The following is a 21663-nucleotide window of genomic DNA, read 5'->3' as shown; positions in this document are numbered from 1 at the left end:
TGACTACTCCGCGCCCAAGGCAGCCTCCGGCGCCGGCAGACGATGGAAGCTCATTTCGCCGGGCTCCCACCAGAAACTCGATTTCGCCTTCTGCGCCTTGAAACTCTTGTCCGCGTCCGGATCCGTCAGCCACTGCAGCTGGTCGACGAAGGCGCGGCGGTACCAGGTGCGGGTCGCCGGATGCGACGACAGGATCGGGGTGTAGCGGCCGACATATTTCGTCGCCGTTCGGCCGAGCTTCTGATCCTCTCCACCCGGGATGATCGCCTTAATCGTCCTGATCGTGATATCCGTCGTATCGCCGATGAAGGCCCCGCCGATGCCGCCCAGCGTCTCGGCCAGGCTCTGACCGAAGCGGTTTTCGCCCTTGTCGACGAAATCGGCAAAGAGACCACCGCCGCCGCCCTTGACGAAGGCTTTGCCCCAGAATGCCGGATCGGTCATGTCCTCCGGATCCTTGCCGTTCAGCACGTTGCTGATCTGCATATAGACGCTGGCGCCCATCATCAGCGGGATCGCCATCGAGGCAAAGTACCAGGCGCCGCGGGCGATCTTGCCGCCCTGAGATCGACCAAGCATTGAATAGAGATAAATCGCCTCCAGCTGCCGCGCCGTGAAGCTCATGCCGAAGCTCATGAACTGGGAACCGAACTCGGCCACCTCGCCGAGGATGGTGCCGCGTTCCGTCTTGCCGGTCAGAAAGCTCTTGATCCGAGGGTCGCCGGAGGGCACGGACCGTTCCGACCATTGCGCGATGAGCTCGGCATACTTCTCAGCCAGCGCCCGATCGCCAGTTTTCGCGAAGATGCCACCCGGATCTAGGAAGCCCATGTCGTCGACGCCGGCGCGCATGATGTGCCAGTCGTCCGCGGTAATGCCGAAGCCTTCCAAGGAGTTCTTGAGCAGCTGCGGCAGGTCGAGCCAGTCCGTATCCTTCTCCGCATACCCGCCCAGCGTCTCGTGCCAGGCCGAGGCCTCGATCCGCTTGCGAGCATCGGTCATCGGCGAAAGCGCGTTCCAGGTCAGCGATCGGTCGACCAGGTAGCGGCTCCACTCATGGCCAAACATCTGGTCGACGAAGCGGGCGCTTTCGTTCATCGTGTGCAGGTAATCCTCCCAGATCACCGCCCGCCGCGCCATCGCGCGCCGATCGCCGTCGTTGGCGAAGCGACGGATCATCGTTTCGATGCCCTTCATGACCGGCAGGCCGGCCAGGCGGCGCGAGGCGGCCGCGACAAAAGGATCCGTGACGGCCGCGAGGATCCCGGTCGAGCCGAGCGCCGCCGACGTCGCGACATTGCGGATGTCGCCGGCCCATTGTGCCGGACCATCCATGACCGTTTCTCGACCGCGCAGCGCCCGCCAGAGGCTGTTGATGCGATACTCGGCCAACTTGACCGCCGACATGCCGGGCGGCTTTCCTTGCGCGTCTACGACGCCCGCCTGGCGCTTCCCGATATCGACTTGCACCGCCTGCGTCAGCCATTCGATCGTCGCGTCCGGATTTGGCCCAAAACGCTCCATAGAGGCGATATCGCGCGCCATGCCGTTGATGTGGTTGAAGATCGAGCCGATGGCGTCCTGCTTACCGAACCGCTCGTTATAGGTCAGCCAGCTCTGAGCATCCCGGAAGATCAGGAACCGGCTGTCCTGGTGACGGCTCGCCGTCTTGCCCTTGCCAAACTTGCGGCTTTCCGGGCGGCGATGCGCCCACCCGTCCGAGGTGATGGTTTCGAACACATAGTCGAGCGAAGCATCGAGCCCGTCTGCGCCGATCACCTCCCCCGTGTTCGGGTTCGTCATCGCGTCCGGATCGAGCAGCGGCCGAATGAAATCTTTCCAATTTTGCCGCGCGACGCTGGTATCGTAAATCTTCCGATAGCCGGTCTTTGTGAGCTGGCGGCCCGTGACGCCGAGTTCGCGGATCGCCCGGCGATTGTGGCTGTGAACGATGCCCCAGTCCTCGCGCTTCGGGATGTTGCCGCCCGCCTCGTTGAAGCGCAACCGCATATCTTCAAGCACGCCGGAGAGTGCGCCGGCCAGTGCCTTCGCCGTCTGGTTGTCGGTAGGCTCGCCGTGCATGGCCTTGATCAGCGCCGGCAGGTCCGCCTTGTTCAGCCGTAGGCCGAGCCCCTTCGAGCGCCGGAAATGATACATCACCTCGGAAAGATCCCGATGCGCCATAGCGATGATCGCATTCGCCTTGCCGGCCATGGACTGGGTGCCTTTAAAGCCGTTGTGGATCATCAGCGACATGACCGCGTCGAGCTGGTTCGGGTTGCCATAGCGATCACGGTAATTCTCGATGAAGTCGGCGATTTCCTTGCGCCGCGCCTCAGTAAGCTTCACCTGCCGGCGCAGCTCTTTCGCTTCCGCCCGCAGGGCGCCGACAACTTCATCGCGTGCGGCCGCGGCCGCCTCCCGTTCCGTCATGCCCGGGCGCTTGCGGTTGAAGCGCGCCTGGTAATAGCGGTGCAGTTCCTCGGCCTGGCGCGAGTTGATGGCGCCCTGCTGGACGGCAGAATTCAGGCAATCACGAAGGCTCATAGTTTGCAGGCTTCCATAAGGTCAGCGAAAAATTCGGGTTCGTCCGCCAGAGCCAAAGCCTCTGAGACGGACATGATCTCTGGCTTCTCGCCCCCGGTGTCGATGGCGATGAAATCGAGATAGTTTTCCGGATTGCCGTTGGCGTCGCGTGCCGGCTCCACGATCTCGCCGGCCTGGACGTCGGCAATGGTCTCGGCCGCATTGTCCAGCGGCTCCGGAGTTTGGCGCGGCCGAATGGTCTGCCCTTCGATGGGGTCCAGAGACGCACGATCATTCGCAGGAGCACGCTGATCCCCCGCTACTACTTCGCGCGTCCCTGGACGAGCCGAGCCGCCCTCTTGGCGAACGGCCTCGGCCGATCCGGATGCCGATCGATTGACTTCGGCCAGATGCTGCTGGACCGGAATAGCCTCGTATTTCTCAGTATTGAGCGCGTCGACCTTCCTGCGATCGAAGGTCTCCAAAATGACGCGGCCATTCGCACGTTCCCGGATCACCCAGCTCGCGGTAGGAGTGGAAGCAGCCGATGGCCGGTCGGAGATATCGTCGACGCGCTCTGCTATCGCATCCACCCGATCGGCAACAGCATCGATGCGGCGCACAGCGTCGTCGACCGCGCCGGCCATGAAGGTATCGGCGATATCGTCGATCGCATTCTGGTCGCCGGCAAACATGCGCTCATATTCGTCCGGCGAAAATCGCGTGCGCGCCGCTTCCTCGTCCGCCAGCAGCCGCTCGATGAGTTCCGGCGGCGGATTGTTGTCCGGATCGTCGGCATAGCGCTGGGCGGCTTCAAAGACGCGGATCTCGGCCGGCGAGGCATCGGCCCGCACGGTGACGTCGTCAAGGACGCGCTCTTCGAAGGATCGGCTGATCAGATCGAGCCGTTCCGGGCCGAGCTCGATATTCATCACCTTCGCCATCACCTCGACGTCGCCGGGCTCGGGCCGTCCCTCGATGACGCGGGCCGCGATCGCCTCGCCGCCCTCCCCGAGCTTGAAGACGCGGGCGAGCTCGGCGCCGCCCTGGACCGTGCCGCCGAAGAGCGCGCCGAAGGTCGCGGCAATACCGACATTGGCGAGCATGTCGCCCATCCCGTGCTCGATACCGGCCTCGCGCTTGCGCTCCTGACTCAAGCCCTGCAGTACGAGCTCCTGCCCGCCATTGATCAGGCCCTCTGTCAAGATCGTCTGGCCGATCCGGCCGGCGACCGTCTTCGCCGTGCCACCGCCGGCGCCGAGGAATGCCATGCCCCATTGCTGCGGATCGCGCGCAGCGCCCTTGAGGCCGCCGACAAGACCCGCCGCAAACCGCCCGATTGTGCCAAGTTCAGGCGACTGGTTGGCTAAGTCGGCGGCCGTCTTGGCGTCGCGCACGACCTGGTTGCGCTCTTCGATGACCGGCTTGCTGATAATCGCCTCGATCTGAGGAAAGCGATCGGACAACGCGCGAGCCCGCTCGTTGAATTCCTCCTCTTGGCGCCGGCGGAAATCGGGACTGATCTGCGATGGCAGCACCGTCCCGCCGCCGCCTGCCTGCATGGCGAAGATATCGATCATCTCGCGATCGACACCCGAAGCAACGCGCAGCGGGTTCGGCAGCTGGGTTCCCGTCAGGTCTCGAATTGCGGCGATCCGCAAGTCATAGGCCCGCTCGAGAGCATCGCTATCGGCGTTGGTGTTCTCGATCACCGTCATGACGTCGTCGGATGTCCCGACGGCGCGCGAAAACGCCTCACCCCATGTCTGTGGACCTTCGGATGCGCCCTTCGCCAGGGCGGACGGATCAATCAAATCGATCATCGAAAGGCCCCCGGCACGCGCGGTTCGAGCGCCGGGCGCAGACCTTCGAGATCCAGCACCACGGGATTGCCCATTTCGTCGGCGATGAACATCGGCGCGGATCCGCCGACGTCGCCGAGCGCGAAGGCATAGCCGCCCTTTACCGCGACCGGCATCGCCTTCTGGAAGTCACGTGCCGTCCAGGTGCGGCCGTTCTTGGCTTTGACGCTGCCAACGTCGGCGTCCGTCAGCGCCTGCATCAGATCCGGGAAACGATCGGCGCGGATCGAAGGCGGCAGCAGCACCTTTTCCGAGCTGTACCACGCGCCCCGATCGTAATCGGTGATGCCGCCAAACTGGATCCCGTTCGAGAAGGATGCGCCGGCCGCCTCCTGATAGGCGCGCTCATAAACCGGCTTGGCATCCTCTTTTTTTGGATCGATGCCGGCATCATAGAGCCGCTTGCGCGCGATCGCCGCCGCAGCCTGGTCGAGCTTGTTGACCTGGTCGGGCGTGAAAACGAGCGCCTTTCCCGTCATCGCCTGCGCGGCCGGGAGGCGCTTCGTGTTCGGCACGTCGACATAATCTTTGCCATCGGGCGACTTGCCGAAACCGGCGATTAGATCCAGCGCGGCCTGGCGCTCGCCGCCGGCGGCGATCAACCCGCCGGAAAGCGCAACTGCAGGGGCGACGTCGCCGAGCTCGCGAAACACCTTGTCCGTGTTGGCGCCGGCGGCGCCGACCAGGCCGGCCGCGATATCAAGCCCGCGCTCCGGATCCGCCTTGACCGCCGCCTCGATCGCGGCCGCCTCGCCCGGGCGGAAAAACTTCGGCTGCACCCCGAAATGCGATGCGGCCGCCTGCGCCGCGTTGATCCGCTCGGCAAACGCGCCGGAAACGCTGTCGGGATCGACGTCTCCATCCAGCGGCAGCCCCGGCGAGACCGGCAGCACGCCGAACCGCTCGGCGACACCCAGCGGATCCGTCTGCAGATCCTTGCGATGCTCGGCGATCGTGCGCCGCGCGAAGTCGATATCGTCGCTGGTCGCGCCATCGCCGAGCAGCGATTTGACGTTCCTCTCCACGGCCGCGAGCGGCTGCGAGCGGATCGCTTCGGAAACGCGCATACGGGCAAGGGTCGAGGAGGCAATCTCTTTGCCCTTCGGCGCCGTGCCGGCATCGAGCTGGAAGCGCGCCAACTCCTCGGCGGTGACCGGCAGGCCACGGGCTACACGCTTCGCCAGATCCTCGCCGCGCTTCGAAAAATCGGCATTGGCCTTATCGTCTTGCGTCTTCCGTGCGCTCTCGGCGCCGGCAAGCCCCTTGTCGATCTTGTCCCAGTCGTCGGCTGTAACGCCGGCGAGCTTTCCCGCGGCGTAATCTTCCGTCATCCGGGCGCGCATCGTCTTGATGTCATCGGCCGGCATTGTCGCCGCCTGCTTGACGTAGAAACTGACGGACGCATCCGAGCGGCTTTGGCGCTTGAACTTCTCCGCATCGTCGAGATCGACGATGCCGCGCGCCACGGCGCTATCCCAATGCGCATCGATCGAGGCCTGCAGGTCCGCGAGCTCGGCGCCAGCCGAGGGATTGGCGAAGTCGATACCCGCGATCTGCTGGCTCTTCTGGTTTTCCAGCTGCTGGACGCGGTCAAGGAAACCGACCCGGTTCTGCATCAGCTCGCGTTCGCGCAACGCGCTATCGGCCTTCTCCAGAAGGTTCGCGGCACGCTTGCGATAGGAGACCGTGTATTCCGGCTCGATTTCCTCGAACACGTTGTCGCGCAGATCCGCCGTCAGCCCCTCTTCCAGCGCCTGGCGCAGCGTTGCCGGATCGTCCTTGTACTGCTCGTAAATGGCCCGCTGGTTTTCAACCATGGCCGCGTCGGTCATTTCGAGATAGGTCCGCGTGCCCGAAACGTCATAGGCGCGACCGAAAACGGTGTCGCGGCCGGAAGGGCGGAACGTACCAGGCTTGCCCGGCTCGACCGTGACCTCTTCCCGCACCGGCGTAACCGAGACAGGGCCAACCGAGGCCGGCGACGGCATCGAGGCATAGGCCTTTTTGCTTGATCCGGCCGATGCGCCGCTGCCGGAGATCGCGGCCGTGATCATAGCGTCGGTATAAAGCCGGCTCGCGTTCCCATGCTCCTGCAGCATCAGCGCCCGCATGAAACGAGCGGCACTCGCCGGGTCGCTCAGATTGATGTCGTCGTTTGCACCGATCCCCATGGTGCGCGCGACGTTGGCAGCCGCTTCGAAGTTGCCCGGCGTCCAGCCCATGTTGCCGGCGATCAGCTGATTTGTGCTGCGTTTGCCGCCGTCATACTTCCGCTTCGCCAGCGTGAACATCGCGTTCATGCCCGCTTCCGCCGTTTCGAAGACGGCCTGCGGGTCGCCCTGGTCGCGGTTGACCGAAGGCCCGACGACGCCCGGGAAGGCGCCGGTTCCCGTGAACTTGATGTTCCCCGGGTTGTTGTTGCGCATACCGGCCGGCAGCCGGCCGTTCACCTCGACGCGGACACCCGGCGCTACAGACACCGGCTTGACGCCGTCTGCAGGAACCGACGAAGTGGTTTGCGGATCCGTGCGGATGACCTTCGCGCCCGTCGGCGCCCCCGCCAACGCATCACGCGCCCCGGCCAGTTCGCCGGCGCGCTGCGCCTCGCGATCGGCGCGACGGCCGAACTCGTCGGCAACGCGGGCAAGGCCCATCGCCACCTTGCGTTCCAGGTCGCCATTATCGCGAGCAACGGAAAGCAGACCTTCGGAAAGCAGCGGATCCGCTTCGAACCGGCGGTAGGAAACGGGATCAAGTCGACCATTTGCCATGTCAGTACCTGTCAGCCAGAGATGTTGCGCCCTTCAGGCCAATGCCGATCGCGTCCAGGACGGCGCCAGATTTCGCCCGCTTCGCGCGCTTTCGATAGTTCGCTTCCCGCTCGGCGAGGCGCGCGACGCGTGTCTGTTCCGTTCCCATGTCGGTTTCGAGCGCCATATCACCTTCGCGGAAGGCGTCGCGCCGCGCCTGCAGGGGCGTTCCGAACGAAAGATCGGCGCCGGACGCGGCGTAGGCGACGTCCTGCTCGGCGATGCGGTTTTGCATCTCGGCCTTGATCCCGGTGCGCCGGTTGATGCCCTGCAAGGTTTCGAGCGGCTTTTCGCGCGCGGCATCATCGGCGGCGAGCTCGAACTGCTCCGCATCGGCTTTCCCGGCGCCGAGCGCACTCACCATCGAGAAAACCGTGGCCGTGCCTTGCAGCAGCGACGACAGAAAACCGGCGCCGGCGGCAGGCGCAGCCGCGGCAACAGCCGTACCGGTCGCCGCCGTCGCTGCAGGGGCCGCCGATGAAAAAAGGCCTGCAACGGCCGCCGCAATCTCTGTCACAGTTTCACCCCCGGAATGTAATCGCGCACCCTGATTTGCCCCGGCCGCACCTGGCTGATCGTCAACGTCGGATCCATGCAGGCGCCGATCAGACCGGTGACGGTCGTGTGCCCCGAATAGTTCTTTTTCGGCTGGGAAAGATCGTCGCCGGCTAGGCTCAACGACACGTCGCGCGGGGCCCGACCATTGGCGCCGATCGCGATCGAGGCCGTGTTCTCAATGAACAGCCGCGCCGACCCGACCTTGCCCGGGCGCCGCACCACCTCGTCATTCGGCAGCACGCGCACATAAGGCATGCTTTCATAGATCGGCGGCGCCCAGATGCCGATCTTTGCCGGACGCGACGGGATCTCCGTCTGCACGGCGCCGGCGCTGACCGTGAACGGGCCATGCACGTCATTGTCGATCAGCGCCCAGACCGTCTTGCCGTTCAGCGTCGCAAGGCCGCTCGCCTGTCCGGTCAGGTCCGTAACGACGCTGAAGGCCATCTGGAAAAGATTGACGTCTTCCTCTTCCAGCACTTCCTCGACGATCGTGCCGTTGCGGTCGATCGTCAGCCAGACCTGTTCTTGCCCATCGACGGCCAGACTGCACACCTGGCCGCCGTCGGCGATCGGCCATTCGCAGGCCGCCATGATTTCCTGTTTCTTGTTGATGACGCAGAGCACCAGGCGCCCGTCGTCGCGCAGCACCCAGAGCCGGTTGCTCGTCATCTTGCCCGTCTTGTGCTGGACAGCAATCGTCTTGATGTCGCGCACCAGGTCTTCGGGATCCGAGCCGTTGAGATCGTTTTCCGGCTCCGGCGCGAATTTTTCGGTGACGGCGTCATAGTCGATCGAATAAAGCTGCCCGCCCTCAGCCGAGACGAAATAGACCTTGCCTTCCAGCTTTACCGGCGGGCAGTTCCGCTTGATGCCCACCTCGATCGCATTGACCCAGTTCAAAGGCTTGTTGCGCTCGATCGTCCGGTTCGAGGCGAAGTAGACGCCCTTGTCGGTGAAGGCGAGCAGGTAAGTTGCATCCATCAGATAGAGGATCTGCTCGCTCGTATCCGTCCGGAGCGCATCGAGACGGGCCGCGTTGTCCTGCTGCGCCTCGATGTTCAGGTCGAAATATTCCGCGATCCGCGACATGGCTACGGCGGCCGAGCGCGCTTTCGGACCGAAGTAGCAAGCCCGATCCTGAAACAGCGACATGCCCGAGAAACCGCCACGGCTCGCCGAGATCAGCGGTTCACCGTCCGTCTTGCCAACCTGCGTATGGCTCGTCAGGGCCGAGGCGTCCGAGGTGTTGGTCACCCGGGCGTCGAATTGGTATTCGTCACCCTTCAGGGTGCCATCGAAGGTCACGACCAGCACGCGATAGAGACTGTACGAGGCGGCATGGTCGTTGACGATGGTCAGGCCCGCATTCATGCCCGGCAACGCTCGGGCCGCCGTCTGCAGCGCGCCCGCGAAGAGGTCCCAATCCGGATTGGTGGCGGCATTGGGGTTGATGTTAGTGCCACTGCCATCCTTCAGCTGCACCGCGCTCGTATTGTTGCCGTCGATCGACAACGACATGACGAGATTGATCGTCGCAGCAGTATAGCGGATGAAGATAGTCCACTTGTCGGCAACCGTCGGATACACCCCGCCAAGGTCGACCTCGGGCAGGTCGCCGTAGGGCCAGGTCGATGCATTCCAGATCGCATCATTGGCCGGATTGCGCACCAGACGCACGGCCTGCCATAGATCCGGATGCCAGATGCCGACCGTGTTCGCCTCGCCGTAGAACCGGAGATCCGGAACCATTCCGGACGTGATGCCAGCCACGGCGCCACCGGTCACCGTCGCGACCAGGACACGGTCATTGCGCCAGATATCGATCCGCCCCGCCGTTACCACGAGCGTGTAGGAGAGGCTGTTCGAGATCGCCAGGACACACTTATTGCAGTTGGCGGAGACGCCTGCGCCAACATAGCGCGAGCCGGGAAGCAGCTTGAAGCCAGACTGCGCGATCGGCTCGAAACCGAGCATGCGCTTGGCGCCTGAGTAGTATTGCTTCAGGTTGACCTTGCCGAGAAGGCTTTTCGACAGCTGGCCGGCGTTGACGCTGCTTTTCAGGGAACCGGAGACGCGGGCCATCAGGCGTACCTCCCCGCCCAGTGATCACCGCCGCCGTTGTATCGAGCGTTCGACAGGGGCTCGTCATGCGTCTGGGGTTCACCGATTGGCTGGCTGGCCGCGTCCTGCGCGATCAGCCGACCGAAAACGCCGCCGGCGCCGCCCTGCGATGGGGTGCCGAAAGCTTCCGTCAGCACCTCGTCGCGCGACGGCTTGTCCTGCCAGACAGGCACATAAAGAAAACCGCCCAGCGCCAGCTTGAAGCCGTCGCGCCATTCCGGCGGCCACGCGACCGGATTAACATAGACCCGGCATTGCGACCAGGTGTCGGGGAAATCGCAGAAGAACTGCCCGGCTTCGAGCGAAAAATCGCGGATGGGAGACCGGCAACGGGCATCGCTCGAATATTTCAGCGGATTGCCGATCCGCCCACCAGGCAGCGCGAAGCCATAGGCGAAACCGTTCTCGGGCGTAGCCGCGAGACGATCATTGCGGAACGTTTTCCGTGACCAGCTCCAAGGATGCAGACCGAAACATCGGTTGACCACCGATTGCCAGACATACTGGATCTGCATCGCAAGGTCGCTGTCATCGTCAATCGAGAACATCGGCCCGGCGCCAATGTCCGTCAGCGCCTCATTGATGATCGTCGCCTCGTCTTCCGTCATCGCTGCCGCCCAAAAAAGAAGAACCGCGGCCAGATTACCGGCCGCGGTCCCGCGTTGAGTGCGAAGCGGGCCGGATCAATCCGGCGTGGTGTCGCCGGTGACATCGGTCACAGTGACGTTGCCGCTCGACGGAACGGTTGCGACCTTGATCCGGACGTACTCGGACGTGCCGTCGACGTCGGCGACCGCGTTTATGATCGACGACACGGCCAGTGCCGCGCGGCTGGCATTGAAGTAGCCGGCCGCCAACATTTCCGCCTTGGTGTGGTCGGTCGCATAGTCGAAGGTATGAATTTTCCGGTTGCCCGAAAGCGTGATCGAATTCGAGCGCCGGAGCTGGGTAGGAACGTGAGCCATGGTGATAACCTCTGTGGCTTTGAAGCGTTGCTGCAGACGAGGCGACCGCCGCCGAAGCGGCGGAGCACCGCTAGACGCGGATCGCCGACTTGATGGCGAGGTTGCGGACGCGCTTGACGCCTTCCGGCAGAATGCCGATCGAGGCGCTGGAGAGCTGCACCTTGCAGACGTAGGGCGTGCCTTCGTAATCAGGCAGTGGCTCCATGGTCATGTTCTCCTGGTCCCACCAGGTCTCCGAGCCGATGGCTTCCTTCGTGTACATGAAGGTGTCGAGGTAGCCGGACCCGGTGAAGCCGGGGGTGCCGGGCACGAAGGCGCCGGTACCATAGGTGAAGTACTCGTCCGGAATGCTGAACATGTGGACACCGCGGAACGTCTTCCGGATGACCTTGCTCGCCTTCGCGAACGGCAGGTCGGCCGGCCCCATGTAATCGGAATTGGAGAATTCCTTGTACATCAGGAGCTGCGACATCCAGACATTCGGGATCGGCCAAAAGACCTCATCATCGGATCCAGCGCCGGAGATCTGGTCGATTGCCTCAATCGCATTGAGCAGGTCAACGCGCTGGGTGCCGTCGCCGATCGTCTGCACCGCGTTCGGCGCATCGGTCAGCGCGGCGCCGCCCGTAGCAAAGAGATCGAGGGCGTCGAGCTTGATCCGATCCTTTTTCCGACGCTGTGCCTTGGTGAGATCGTCGGCGAGTTTCGCCTTGAGGCTAGGCCCCATGCGCTTCTCATCCTGCATGCGGAAGTAGACGGAGGCCTCGTAGTCCTTGGTGACGAGCGTCACCATGTCGAGGCTGACATTGCTGGGCGACACCTTGTTGATCGCGCCGGTCAGCTCGTACATTTCGACCCGGCCGCCGCCAACCGGGTACTTGACCGTGCCGGCAGAGCTTTCGCCCTTGAGCATCGTGTCGTCGAGATAACCGCCCTTGGCCTGGTAGCGGGCACGAACGAGACCCTTGATCTCTTCGCGGAACCATGTGGAAACAGGCATGTGTAGACCCTCTATGAGTGATGGACGAAATCACCGTGAGGGCCGATTAGCCGGAGCCGCCGGGTCCGGTGAAGGATAGCCAGCGGTTGTTCCAGGTCGCTCCCGTCCGGTAGCGCTTCGAATGCTGCCACCGGCCGGAAGCCGTTCAGTGTGGACTAATCGCCATATGTTCGGCGAAGGTCTGCCTGAAGCTGATCGTAACTCTGCTGGTTGAACTTGGGATCGCCCCAGGTGTTTTCGGGCAACGCCTGCCGGCGCTGGATATCGCCCTTCGGATCTGCGGGGCTGGGCTGATGACCGAGAGCAGGACCACCGCCCTCGCCGCCAGCCGCAAGCTTGCGCATGCTTTCGAAGAACCGGTGTCCCTTGGCGGTATCACCGAGCATCGCCTTGGCGAACTCGGCGTCGTCCTTGGTTGTCAGCCCCCTGGTGACCAAACCGTCGACGAAGGCGTAATTATCGTTCATTCGCTGCTCGCGCGCCCGCTGCTGCTCGGCGTCCGGGAGATGCTTGGCTGCGTCCGGCGTCAGAGCCGCCCGCTCGGCAGCCGCGTCAACGACGGGCTCCATCATCCCCATCTCGTTGGACACAGACAGAAATTCTTGCGTCAACGCCTGATAGGTAGCGACCGGCACCTTCAGTTCGAGCGCCTTGGTGGCAACGCGACCGAAAAGCGGATCCGCTGTCAGCGTGTCGAGGTGCGGCTTGATTGCCTCCGGGATCTCACCGGTGAACTGCCCGTAAGCCTCGGAGCTTTCCGGCACGCCGTTGCTGGCATCCCGCGTGCGATAGCCCTCCAAGGCCTTGTGCATGTTGTCCATGGTCTCGTTTTGGTCCTTGCCAAGCATGTGCTGGGCCAGGCCGTCCGGACGATAGAAAGCTCCACCGGCGGGCGGATCGCCGGCGCCCGCCGGTGGAGCTGCCGCCGCCGATGGAGCCGGCGGGGTTTCTGTGCCAGCGGGAGGAGTGCCGGCGGCCGGAACGGGTGCAGCTGCTGCAGGAACGGCTGCTGCGCCGGCCCCGGCGTCAGCCGCATTGAAAGTCAGGCGATCAAGAAAAGTCTTCATTCTCCAGCTCCATTCTGGGGTTTGGTTTGCTTCATGAGCTTTTCGCCGTGGGCGATGGCGTTCAGAACCGCCTCGGCATAACCGTTGATGCCCTGCCGCACCGAGGCGTTCAGGGCCGTTTGCTCGATGGTATTGCCGACGACACGCAGCGGCTGTCGAAGGGAAATGTCCATCATCCATTCGAACATCGCGAGGCCTTGCGGCGTGCGCCGGAGAGCGGCCATGAACTTGGCGACTTCGTCGGCTGGCTGGAGATTGCCGGTCTGCAGGAACGGCTTGAACAGCTCCTCGACGCCTTCCCAGCCGTTGCCGGCGGCGCCTTGCTCGAGCAGGTCAAAGGGCTGGCCGGCGCGGGGCGGAATGAACGGACCGGACACTTACGCGGCCCTCCGCATCTCGGCGACGGCAACATCCTTTATCGCGCCAGGTGCCTGCTTGGCGGCCTCCGCTGCCATCATCATCGCCAGCTGCTGCCGCTGCTGTTCCGCGATCTGCTCCTCGATCACCTTGCGCTCGTCCTCGTCTGGGATCAGATCCTTGTCGATCTGCAGCCCCTCGGCCACGCGATCGAGGACTTCCGTCTGCTTGAGGTGCAACTGGGCGCGCTCCGGCCCAGCGAACGCAACGACAAAATCGTGATAGTTGGCGATGGCTGCGATGCGGTCAGCGTTCAATGCCGCCTGCATCGGCGACTTGACCTTGACCGAGACCAGGAGATCGTCGACCTGCTGCACCATCGGCAGCATGTTGAACTCGAACAGGATCTCGGCGACGCGCGGAACGACCACCGGCATGATCTCGTTGACCAGGCGGCCGAACGCACCAATGTGGATGTTCGCCCGCTGCTGAAGGCGCGCGGCCATCTCCGAAGCAGAGCGAGGCGTGCCCTGGTAATCCGGCAGACGGGTATCGAACATCGCCGCCTTGATCTGGTTTTGCTGCTCGCCGATCAACATCTGGGCGACGTTGAGATTGCCGCTGGCGCTGTCGAGGCGCGAAACGTCCGGGCCGAGCATGCCGCCCGTCGACTGCATCGCCCAGAACTCCCCGGGGCCAAGCCGAACCGTGTTCGGATTGAAGGTGCCGCCGGCGCGATAGCCCCAAATGCCAAGCATGGAAATTGCAGCACTTTTGAGCGCCAGTTCCTGGGCCTTGTTCACGGTCTTGATCGATGGCAGAGCCGTCAGCACGACGCCGCGGCCGTAGGCTTCACCTGGCACGCGGTAGTAGCGCGCGACGGCGATCGGCTGCGTACGGTAGCGCTCGTGCCACAGCAACTCGGTGGACGTGTCGAGCATCACGCCGAAGTGCCAGCCGGCCACTGGATCCTTCCACCAGGTCTGATTGACCGTGTACGTGTCGGAAGGCTTGGTGACCGCTTTTTCCTTGAACCCCTCTGGCAACCTGCTGTTTTCAGGCCATTGGCTGACGATCTGGTCAGCGGTCATCTGGGTTTTCCAGTCGACCAGGTCGACCGCACCGAAGCCGTCGGCCGAGATCGCCAGCTCGTCGAACGGCAGGCAGGCGAACTGAATGGGGTTGTTCGCAGACTTGCCCTTGACCGGCAGCAACGCACCGGTCCCGACCGCCAAATCCACGCACATTTCGTGGATCGCGGTGTCCCAGTCGCCTGCCAGGAAGAACGGGTGGATAAGGCTCGACGTTCGCGAAAGCTCCCGATCGAAGCGCTTCTTGTCATCTGGCGCAAGCACCATTGCCGCAAGCGGTCCGGTTTCGAGTTCGAAGGCCGGCTGCCCGGCAGGGAAGAGATCACGCTGCAGGTTGCCAGCGAAGTACATGGCCGAGGTCGGCGCTGTCATGTCGAAGAGGCGATCGGGCTGGCTGGGGCGGCCATTGGCGCCGCCCGAAGGGCGACGCATGGGGATCGCGTAATCGTAGGCGTCCTGGTAGATGCGGGTCCAACCGGACCGCGCCCCCCAGGTATTGTTGACCCGCGTCCGGTGCTTCTGGACGTCGACGCGATAATCGCCCCGCATTAGGCAAGCGTCCCAGCCAGCGCCTCGGAGCCATCCTCGAACAGGCGACGGCCGCGGGGCGCCTTGCGGGTCGCGGCCACGGCCTTGTCGTTCCGGTTCAGCTCCGAAAGCTGGCGATCATTCGCTACCGCCTGCAGCTGCCGGCTCTTCTCCGCCTCTTTCTTGGCAGCAGCAGCCCCATTGTCCCCGCCGCCGCCGAACAGTCCCTTCACCGCCTGCATCGCTCACCCCTTCGAAAAGCCACTCATCGCCCGCGGGCGTGAAGCCCGTGAGGTGCGCCATTCGCGTTCCCGTCCGGTTGCCCGGCATCACGCGGCAGAACACCACGACGCCATGATCGGCCATCGCCTTGAGCGTTGAGTGCGCCAGCTTGCAGAGCTTTCCGATATGCACCCGGGCGGCAGGACGGATGACCAGGCAGAATTCCCGGCGCCCCGCCTGGTCGGGCACCAGGTAGACGACGGCCAAAAGCTCTTCGACGTGGAAGATCGCAACGCTGTCTCCGTTGTTGCGCATCCAGATCGCCGCCTTACGCGCGAGCGAGCGCCCGCCCGCGCACGTGAGGCAGTCCGAATAATCCGCCGGCGATCGAACCGTCAGACGTCCCATACGCTGAAATCACCCGGCCGCGGCCGCGCCTCGGCCTCACGGCGCTGGCGCTGTTCCTGCAGGCTCATGACATTGCCAGGCAGGGCCGATCGGGCTGCGCTCGAAATTACGTTCGCCAGGCCGCGATAGCCGAGCACGCGATACTGCTCGGCGTCGTGAGGGTGCGAATACTCGTTCTTGACGACGGCAAGCTTGTCAGTACCGCCGGCGCTGGCGAGCTTCGTGAGCTTGTAGTGCGCCGCAAAGCCGCCAACCATTTTCTTGCAGCGAGGATCGATCAGGTAGCGCGGCACCAGGCCGTCGATCATGCCCGTGAGCCCCCAGCGCACCGCCTCCTGGCGGATCCCGGGTTCGTTCGAGGGCGCCGGCATGATCGGCATGCGGACGATACCCTGCACCGTCATCACCCAGTTGAATTCGCCGGTGGCTGTATCGCCGCCCATGAAGGCCGCCGGGTCCGCCCATACGCCGAGGATTGGCAGGCCCGGGAAGCGCTGCAGCAGCAGCTCGATCAGCATCGAGCCGAACCGCGAAGGGCCGGTGCCCGGTTCGGTGACGAGCTCGGCGAGCAGACGATCCTGTCCGTTCGGCTGCGGCTGCCCGATCGTCGCGGCCGGTGAGCCGCCGGCGTCGATGCCGACCGTGAGGCCGAGGCCCTGCGTCGGCTCGATGTTCTGCTGCGACACATGGACCCGCTGGTTGAACTCCGGATAAACCGGCTTGCCGTCCTGCGCATAACCAGGCAGCCCGTGGACCATTCGCCGGACGATGTGTTCGGGCTGAGTTGCAGCCTCAAGCTCATAGGAGGAACGCGGCTTGCCGACCGGATTTTCGGCCGCGGGATCAAGCCCACCAGGTTGGTGAAACAGGTTGTAGGCCGGGTTTTTCTTCTCCGCATGCTCGCCATAACCGCACTCGACGAGGATCGGATGATCGATGTCCGGAGGGTTCATGTCGCCAAAGAAAACGCGCGGCAGGACGATCTCTCCCTCAGAGACCGTGAGGCCCATCTTGCGCATGGCCTCTCGCCCTTCGCGCGACACCCGCTGCAGCTCGCTGTCGGCGATATCCTTCACCGGCGGATAGCGGCCGGTTCGCTGAAACATCAGACCAGGCACACGCGGATCCAGCAGATCGACTTCGTTGCCCCAGCCGGCAGAAAGCTCGTAACCCTTGATGAATTGCTCGACGTTGTGGTCGCCGATCGCGCCGGTTTCAAACATGAAATCGACCTTGATCAAGTCTCGCCCGCGCAATGCTTCCCACTGCATGCGGTGCTTAACTGGGCGATCCTGGCCGCCCTCGTGGCTCACCTGAAACGGGTTCCCGATCGGAAACATCTCATACCAGGAAGCGAGCGCCGTTCGGGCGAAGTCGCGATAGGTATCGCGGACGCAGGCGATCTTGAACCGCACCCAGCCATCCTTGCAGACCGGCATGTATTCGGCGGCTAGCCTTGGCCCCTTTTCGCAGCTGGCGACGGTTTTGCCCGACCCGGCCGGGCCCATGATGATATCGATCGGGCCGCGCGATCGCGTGTAGGCGCCCGCCACCGGCCCCGCCGGCTTCCGAAACTGAACGTCAAAACCCATAACCCGATACCCTTGCGATTGGGCGGGGCCCCGCGCCCGCGCCCCTCCGGTCCTCAGAAGGTTAGGTTCGGCCGCCAGTGGTTCAGTCAGGCAATGGGCAAAAGGGTCGTGTGTGTGAGCCGCGACCCCCATGGAGGGGGCTCGCCGCCAAAGTTTCAAGGTCGCTGGCCGCCGCCCCGCCTCGCGCGACGCGCGCCCGCCCGCGTACGAGGAGATAGGCCAGCCGCTTTTCCGCCGGGAAAAGGGCCGAGCCAGAAAGGCCGTCACTGATTTAGCATCATTCGCGGTCTAGGAAATTCAACGGCTTAGCGGTCGAAATGTCGGACGGCTAAATGTCGGATGACGGGCCATTGAATTCATTGGCCTTTTTCGCTGCTGCCGATCGGCCGGAGATCCAGCGTCTCCCGGCGCTGCTCGGCCTCCGGCATCTCGCCAAAGACCATGAACCCGCGAAGCGTCTTGTCGACCTGAATAGCCTGCGGCTTCTTCGCATGGAAGTAGGGCATCAGCTCGGCGTTGGCATCGGCGATCATGGCCTGCGCCTTCACGATCGCCTCGTACATGTCCGCCCGCTTGAGCGCGCCCGCGTGGATCGCTGCGGCCATCATCTCGCGAGGCTCGACGCCATCGGCCAGCGGCACGCCCGTCAGCTCCAGCGCCAGAGCCAGAGGATCAGCGTTGGCCAGGTCGGCAAGGTTGAGGGCTGGATCGCGATAACCCATGGATAGCAGGTAGTTCGCGAGATCGGTGGAGCGCTTGTTCTGGCTGCCGGGAGGCCGTCCCCTACCCCGCTTGGCGGCATCACGTATGTTCGCGACATGCGCCACAGGGCCACGGAAGAGACAGGCGGTCTCGTCCTGGTCGAACATCAGCGATGGCTGGTCGGCCTCGGGCTCGGCGGCCGCCAGCTGCTGGGCGAGGCCGGTCATGGCGGCTTCCGCCAGGGCTTTCGTCGCCCCGACCTTCGCCGATCGGTCCGGATCAACGTCGAGGCCGGGCCGATCGGCGCCAGCGCCGGAAAAATCGGCCGGTGGGTGTGCCTCTCGAAGCCCCTGATTTTGCTCGTTTTCACCGCTCACGGCTATTTCCCTATTTGTTTATTCCGGTTACCGGCCAAAGCCGAATTCCGTTGCCGGTAACCGTTGCGCCAACCGCATATCTCTAAAGAAATCAGAGATTTATATATCTCGGTTACCCGGTTACCGGTTTCCCCTTTACGCGTATCGCACACGCGCGCGCGTGAAAAAGCCTCTATTCATCGCCAACCCGGTAACCGACACAACAAGCCTCTGTTTTCGTTGAGATATCGCGGTTACCGCTCTGGTAACCGTTGGGTAACCGGTGGTAACCACCCGCACCCGTCGCAGCGGAATGCACCGCCACCCCGCATCCTGTACACGGCCCCGACTGCGTTAAGTGCTCGCGCCTCACTTGCGCTGACATATCGTGGCGAGCCAGCGAGGCGGACGCGACCAGCGGTCGCCGATAGCCGCTCGCTGGCTCCAACGCTGGCGCGGGCTCCGCTTTTCTCCCCTCCGGGGCGGGGGAAGAGAGTTAAATGAGAAGGAGGTATGGGGCGGAAACGCTGCCGCAAATGCGACAGGGCGTGGGTCACCAATTGTTGAAGAGCAGATAGGCCGCGACGAAGTAGAGGGTCAGCATCAGCCCATGGAAGCGCGTCCTGGTGCGCTCATCGCCGTTCGACCAGGCATAGGACAGATAGCCGCTGGCGACGAACCAGGCGGCGCTAAAGGCGGTGAAGACGGCTATCCAAATGAGGTCAATCATGCGACCGGCACGCTAGCAGCGGGGCGCGGGCAAGGGAAGACAAGGAAAGGCCCGCCAAATCGCTCTGGCGGGCCGCTGTGTTGCGCTGGCGGGGTCAGGGTTCAGACTGGGATGCCCGTCACCTCTTCCAGCGGCCGGCGCTCCATCGACATCGTGTGGCCGATCCGCTTCTCCAGCTCGACATAACGACGATACAGATCGGGATTGAGCGCCGCGGCGGTGCGCAGATCAGCACGGCTCGCCATAATGCAGAACACGCAGGAGAGGCGCGACATGCCGCCGGCATAGGCCCAGTGCGGCACCTCGCCGGCCGCCGCGATCGCCGCAAAGACCTCCTCGGTTGAAAGCTCGAAGATGGGTAGCCAGTTATACCACTCGCGGCCGCCGAGGCTGTTCCCATCCACCTTGCGGAACGGTGTCTGCTTGCTGCGGGCCGGGCTCTCTGCCGCGCGGATCCCCATGCAATTGACGACCAGGCCGCCGAACTGGGGCTTGGCCTTCAGATAGCGGCGGATTTCACGCTCGATGGGATTGCGCTTTTGGTCGCTGGTGCATTGGCGCTGGCTCGGGCTTGGCCACATGCCGCGCTGCTCGACCATGTCGAGGAACGTCCGGTTTTCATTGCGGCAAACGATCAGCGGCAGATCGCCGATCGTCGACTTGATGTGCTCGATGTTGCCACGCCATTCGACCTCGCCGAGATCCGCATGGATGACGAGCATCTGCTCGGCCGGCACCAGCTTGCGCAGCCTGATCGTCATGGCCTGGCTGTCTTTGCCGGCGCTGTGGTTTATGACGAACAGCGCGCCGCGCTCGATCAGGTTCTCGATCATTCCCGGTCCACCCACGCGTCATATGCCTGCAGGTCGACGAGCACGCACGTCTTCGAGGCGCGGTTAATCTTTACCGTCTTCATGGCCTTCGCCAGGCCGCGGGGAATGATCTCCTGCGGGCCGAGGTGCAGCGCGTCAGTCCAGCCGCCATTCGCAAACTCGCTATCGGCAAAGAGCTTGTTCAGATTGACGTCGCTCATCGGGATCGCCAGCGCATAGCCGCCGCAGGGATTGTTTTCATCGTTCTTCGGGATATCCCGTATGCCGAGGCCGAGCAGCGCCAGGCGGGCGCGGGCATCGATGATATCGAACTCACTACGCCCAGTGTCCTCAAGCTGCTCGATGACCGCGCCCACGGTAAGGCGCTCACCACTCTTATAAGCGTCGAGCTTGCAGCCAAGGATCCGCTCGATGACGTCCTGCCATTTCGGCAGCTGGTTGGCGCGCTCGGCCGAGGTGGCGACTTCGAGGATGTCCTTGAGATAGTGGATATCGATTTTTCCGCTGCCGTCGCTCGTTGCTGGAAACCCGCCGTCAATCATGCCGACTTCACCCACCAGCAACTCGGCGCCGGCGAGCAAGGTGCCGTAGGTGTCGATCGCGCGGCTGTCGAAGCGCAGACGATCGTCGGAAAGGATCTCGCGCCACTTCGGCAGGATCCGCGTCACGAAATCGTGGTAACCGTCCATCACCTGGCGAAGCAGTTGCCGGCCCCAAAAGTCCTTCACGATCGGCCGCTCGCCATGGGCCCTTAGCGGGTTCAGCTGCATGATCGCCATGCGCGTCTTGTCCTGCTGCTCCATATGCGGCTTCAGGATCGCGGTGAACATGAAGGCGTTGTTCAGCTCGAACTGGCTGGACGAGCCGTCCGAGCCGCCGCGATAGCCCTTGTCGCCGGAATAGGCCTGGCGCGCGATCTCGATGATGGCGGTCTGCTTGTGCGAATTGGCCGTGCGCTCGAATTCGTCGACGGCGATCGGCCGGCTATCGTGGCCCATGGTCTGATAGATGCCGGCGGCCGTCGTGTTCGAGGTCGCGAAAATCGTGTTCTCATAGAGCGATCGGATATAGCGCTGCAGCGCCGATTTACCGGTACCAGGGCCGCCAGTCACGAAGATGATCGGCCGCTGGTCGAGCGCGCCGGAAAGAAAGGCGTCACAGATCCAGCCCAGCGTGAAGATCGGGTCGATATAGCCGCGTTCCCAGTTCCACGTCTTGAGATGCTGCAGGATTTCGTGCGCCGGACTGTCCCGCGTCTCGATCGTCGTCTTCCACGGCCGCATCGTGTCGCTGTCCTGGGCGTAGAAATAGCCCTCGTGCTCGCCCGGCTTCATCCGCATGACATCGGGCTTAACGGCGATGCCCTGCTTGATGTCGGTCGAGAACAGGTATTTGCCGGAGTGCCAGACGAAATTGTCGCCGCTCTTCCAGCCGCCGCGGCCGCGCACGTTCTCCGAGGGGTCGAAGGTGCCGCGCCGGCCGGCCTCGGCGATAATGGCCTCTACAGCCTTGTCGCGCGCAACGCGATCGACCTTCGGCGGGATCACAGTGCCATCTTCTTCAGTCTTGGCCTTGGTGAAGGCCGGCCAGGCCCACTTCAGATAGTTGACATAGGGAGAGAAGAGCTTGACCAGCGTCGGGTGATCCCACTTGGAAACCTCATAGAGGAAGCCGGTCGCCGAGATCACATAGACCGTTTCGCCCTTCATGCCGAGCACAGTGATCGGGCAGCCCGGCGGCATCTTGCCGTGGGGAAAACCTTCCCACTGGCCCGCCTTGATGCCGTCGCGGTTATTGTTCGGATCCGGATCGGAAAGGTCCCTTGCCTCTTCCAGATCTTCGAGCCCATCGAGCACCTTGGCCCGCACGGCCGCAACGCCGCGCTGTTCTTTTGTTTTCCTGGTCATTGTCAGCCCGCATCTGGAATGGAAA

Annotated in this window: 17 protein-coding genes; all 17 read right to left on the bottom strand. The window is 63.6% G+C overall.

Translation table 11 applies throughout. The features are described 5' to 3' along the window. Positions 1–3: 3 nt before the first annotated feature. Positions 4–2547, bottom strand: coding sequence for a hypothetical protein (locus tag PWG15_RS05470; protein WP_275023470.1), 2544 nt, complete (start codon positions 2545–2547; stop codon positions 4–6). After that, positions 2544–4349: a hypothetical protein gene (locus tag PWG15_RS05465; RefSeq protein WP_275023469.1), complete on the bottom strand. Its 1806-nt coding sequence runs from the start codon at positions 4347–4349 to the stop codon at positions 2544–2546. Before PWG15_RS05465 ends, PWG15_RS05470 begins: the two co-directional genes overlap by 4 nt. After that, complete coding sequence (locus PWG15_RS05460) at positions 4346–7159, bottom strand: hypothetical protein (protein WP_275023468.1); 2814 nt, start codon at positions 7157–7159, stop codon at positions 4346–4348. The genes PWG15_RS05465 and PWG15_RS05460 overlap by 4 nt, the downstream gene beginning before the upstream one ends. A 1-nt stretch (position 7160) precedes the next feature. Further along, on the bottom strand, positions 7161–7715 hold the full coding sequence (locus tag PWG15_RS05455; protein WP_275023467.1) for a hypothetical protein: 555 nt from the start codon (positions 7713–7715) through the stop codon (positions 7161–7163). Next, positions 7712–9841 carry a phage tail protein gene (locus tag PWG15_RS05450; RefSeq protein ID WP_275023466.1) on the bottom strand — a complete coding sequence of 710 codons (2130 nt, stop codon included), beginning with the start codon at positions 9839–9841 and terminating at the stop codon, positions 7712–7714. Before PWG15_RS05450 ends, PWG15_RS05455 begins: the two co-directional genes overlap by 4 nt. Beyond that, positions 9841–10488 carry a hypothetical protein gene (locus PWG15_RS05445; protein ID WP_275023465.1) on the bottom strand — a complete coding sequence of 216 codons (648 nt, stop codon included), beginning with the start codon at positions 10486–10488 and terminating at the stop codon, positions 9841–9843. The genes PWG15_RS05450 and PWG15_RS05445 overlap by 1 nt, the downstream gene beginning before the upstream one ends. A 75-nt stretch (positions 10489–10563) precedes the next feature. Next, positions 10564–10845: a hypothetical protein gene (locus PWG15_RS05440; protein ID WP_275023464.1), complete on the bottom strand. Its 282-nt coding sequence runs from the start codon at positions 10843–10845 to the stop codon at positions 10564–10566. 70 nt (positions 10846–10915) lie between these two features. After that, the gene (locus PWG15_RS05435) at positions 10916–11845 is read right to left on the bottom strand and encodes a phage capsid protein (RefSeq protein WP_275023463.1); all 930 of its coding nucleotides are present in this window, start codon (positions 11843–11845) and stop codon (positions 10916–10918) included. A gap of 155 nt (positions 11846–12000) precedes the next feature. Next, on the bottom strand, positions 12001–12912 hold the full coding sequence (locus PWG15_RS05430) for a hypothetical protein (RefSeq protein ID WP_275023462.1): 912 nt from the start codon (positions 12910–12912) through the stop codon (positions 12001–12003). Next, positions 12909–13289 carry a hypothetical protein gene (locus PWG15_RS05425; RefSeq protein ID WP_275023461.1) on the bottom strand — a complete coding sequence of 127 codons (381 nt, stop codon included), beginning with the start codon at positions 13287–13289 and terminating at the stop codon, positions 12909–12911. The genes PWG15_RS05430 and PWG15_RS05425 overlap by 4 nt, the downstream gene beginning before the upstream one ends. Then, positions 13290–14909 carry a portal protein gene (locus tag PWG15_RS05420; protein WP_275023460.1) on the bottom strand — a complete coding sequence of 540 codons (1620 nt, stop codon included), beginning with the start codon at positions 14907–14909 and terminating at the stop codon, positions 13290–13292. 117 nt (positions 14910–15026) lie between these two features. After that, entirely contained in the window at positions 15027–15518 is a 492-nt protein-coding gene (locus tag PWG15_RS05415) for a hypothetical protein (RefSeq protein ID WP_275023459.1), read from the bottom strand. After that, a complete protein-coding gene (locus PWG15_RS05410; protein ID WP_275023458.1) occupies positions 15506–17110 on the bottom strand; it encodes a hypothetical protein in 1605 nt (534 codons plus the stop codon). Before PWG15_RS05410 ends, PWG15_RS05415 begins: the two co-directional genes overlap by 13 nt. A gap of 356 nt (positions 17111–17466) precedes the next feature. Continuing rightward, positions 17467–18189: a hypothetical protein gene (locus PWG15_RS05405; protein ID WP_275023457.1), complete on the bottom strand. Its 723-nt coding sequence runs from the start codon at positions 18187–18189 to the stop codon at positions 17467–17469. Between the two features lie 532 nt (positions 18190–18721). Beyond that, on the bottom strand, positions 18722–18898 hold the full coding sequence (locus tag PWG15_RS05400) for a hypothetical protein (protein WP_275023456.1): 177 nt from the start codon (positions 18896–18898) through the stop codon (positions 18722–18724). A 101-nt stretch (positions 18899–18999) separates the two neighbouring features. Continuing rightward, positions 19000–19731 (bottom strand): phosphoadenosine phosphosulfate reductase domain-containing protein, encoded by a 732-nt coding sequence (locus tag PWG15_RS05395; protein WP_275023455.1) that lies wholly within the window; start codon positions 19729–19731, stop codon positions 19000–19002. After that, positions 19728–21638, bottom strand: a complete 1911-nt coding sequence (locus PWG15_RS05390; RefSeq protein WP_275023454.1) for a DEAD/DEAH box helicase family protein — start codon at positions 21636–21638, stop codon at positions 19728–19730. The genes PWG15_RS05395 and PWG15_RS05390 overlap by 4 nt, the downstream gene beginning before the upstream one ends. Positions 21639–21663 lie beyond the last annotated feature (25 nt).

Origin of the sequence: Ensifer adhaerens, from assembly GCF_028993555.1 — a bacterium.
Lineage (GTDB): Bacteria > Pseudomonadota > Alphaproteobacteria > Rhizobiales > Rhizobiaceae > Ensifer > Ensifer adhaerens_I.
Note: the sequence above shows the minus strand (reverse complement) of the source record. Positions and strands in the feature narration are given on the sequence as shown.

Coding starts and splice junctions, on each gene's coding strand:
- PWG15_RS05470 (WP_275023470.1), bottom strand. CDS start 2,547: ATGAGCCTTCGTGATTGCCTGAATTCTGCCGTCCAGCAGGGCGCCATC.
- PWG15_RS05465 (WP_275023469.1), bottom strand. CDS start 4,349: ATGATCGATTTGATTGATCCGTCCGCCCTGGCGAAGGGCGCATCCGAA.
- PWG15_RS05460 (WP_275023468.1), bottom strand. CDS start 7,159: ATGGCAAATGGTCGACTTGATCCCGTTTCCTACCGCCGGTTCGAAGCG.
- PWG15_RS05450 (WP_275023466.1), bottom strand. CDS start 9,841: ATGGCCCGCGTCTCCGGTTCCCTGAAAAGCAGCGTCAACGCCGGCCAG.
- PWG15_RS05445 (WP_275023465.1), bottom strand. CDS start 10,488: ATGACGGAAGACGAGGCGACGATCATCAATGAGGCGCTGACGGACATT.
- PWG15_RS05440 (WP_275023464.1), bottom strand. CDS start 10,845: ATGGCTCACGTTCCTACCCAGCTCCGGCGCTCGAATTCGATCACGCTT.
- PWG15_RS05435 (WP_275023463.1), bottom strand. CDS start 11,845: ATGCCTGTTTCCACATGGTTCCGCGAAGAGATCAAGGGTCTCGTTCGT.
- PWG15_RS05430 (WP_275023462.1), bottom strand. CDS start 12,912: ATGAAGACTTTTCTTGATCGCCTGACTTTCAATGCGGCTGACGCCGGG.
- PWG15_RS05420 (WP_275023460.1), bottom strand. CDS start 14,909: ATGCGGGGCGATTATCGCGTCGACGTCCAGAAGCACCGGACGCGGGTC.
- PWG15_RS05415 (WP_275023459.1), bottom strand. CDS start 15,518: ATGGGACGTCTGACGGTTCGATCGCCGGCGGATTATTCGGACTGCCTC.
- PWG15_RS05410 (WP_275023458.1), bottom strand. CDS start 17,110: ATGGGTTTTGACGTTCAGTTTCGGAAGCCGGCGGGGCCGGTGGCGGGC.
- PWG15_RS05400 (WP_275023456.1), bottom strand. CDS start 18,898: ATGATTGACCTCATTTGGATAGCCGTCTTCACCGCCTTTAGCGCCGCC.
- PWG15_RS05395 (WP_275023455.1), bottom strand. CDS start 19,731: ATGATCGAGAACCTGATCGAGCGCGGCGCGCTGTTCGTCATAAACCAC.
- PWG15_RS05390 (WP_275023454.1), bottom strand. CDS start 21,638: ATGACCAGGAAAACAAAAGAACAGCGCGGCGTTGCGGCCGTGCGGGCC.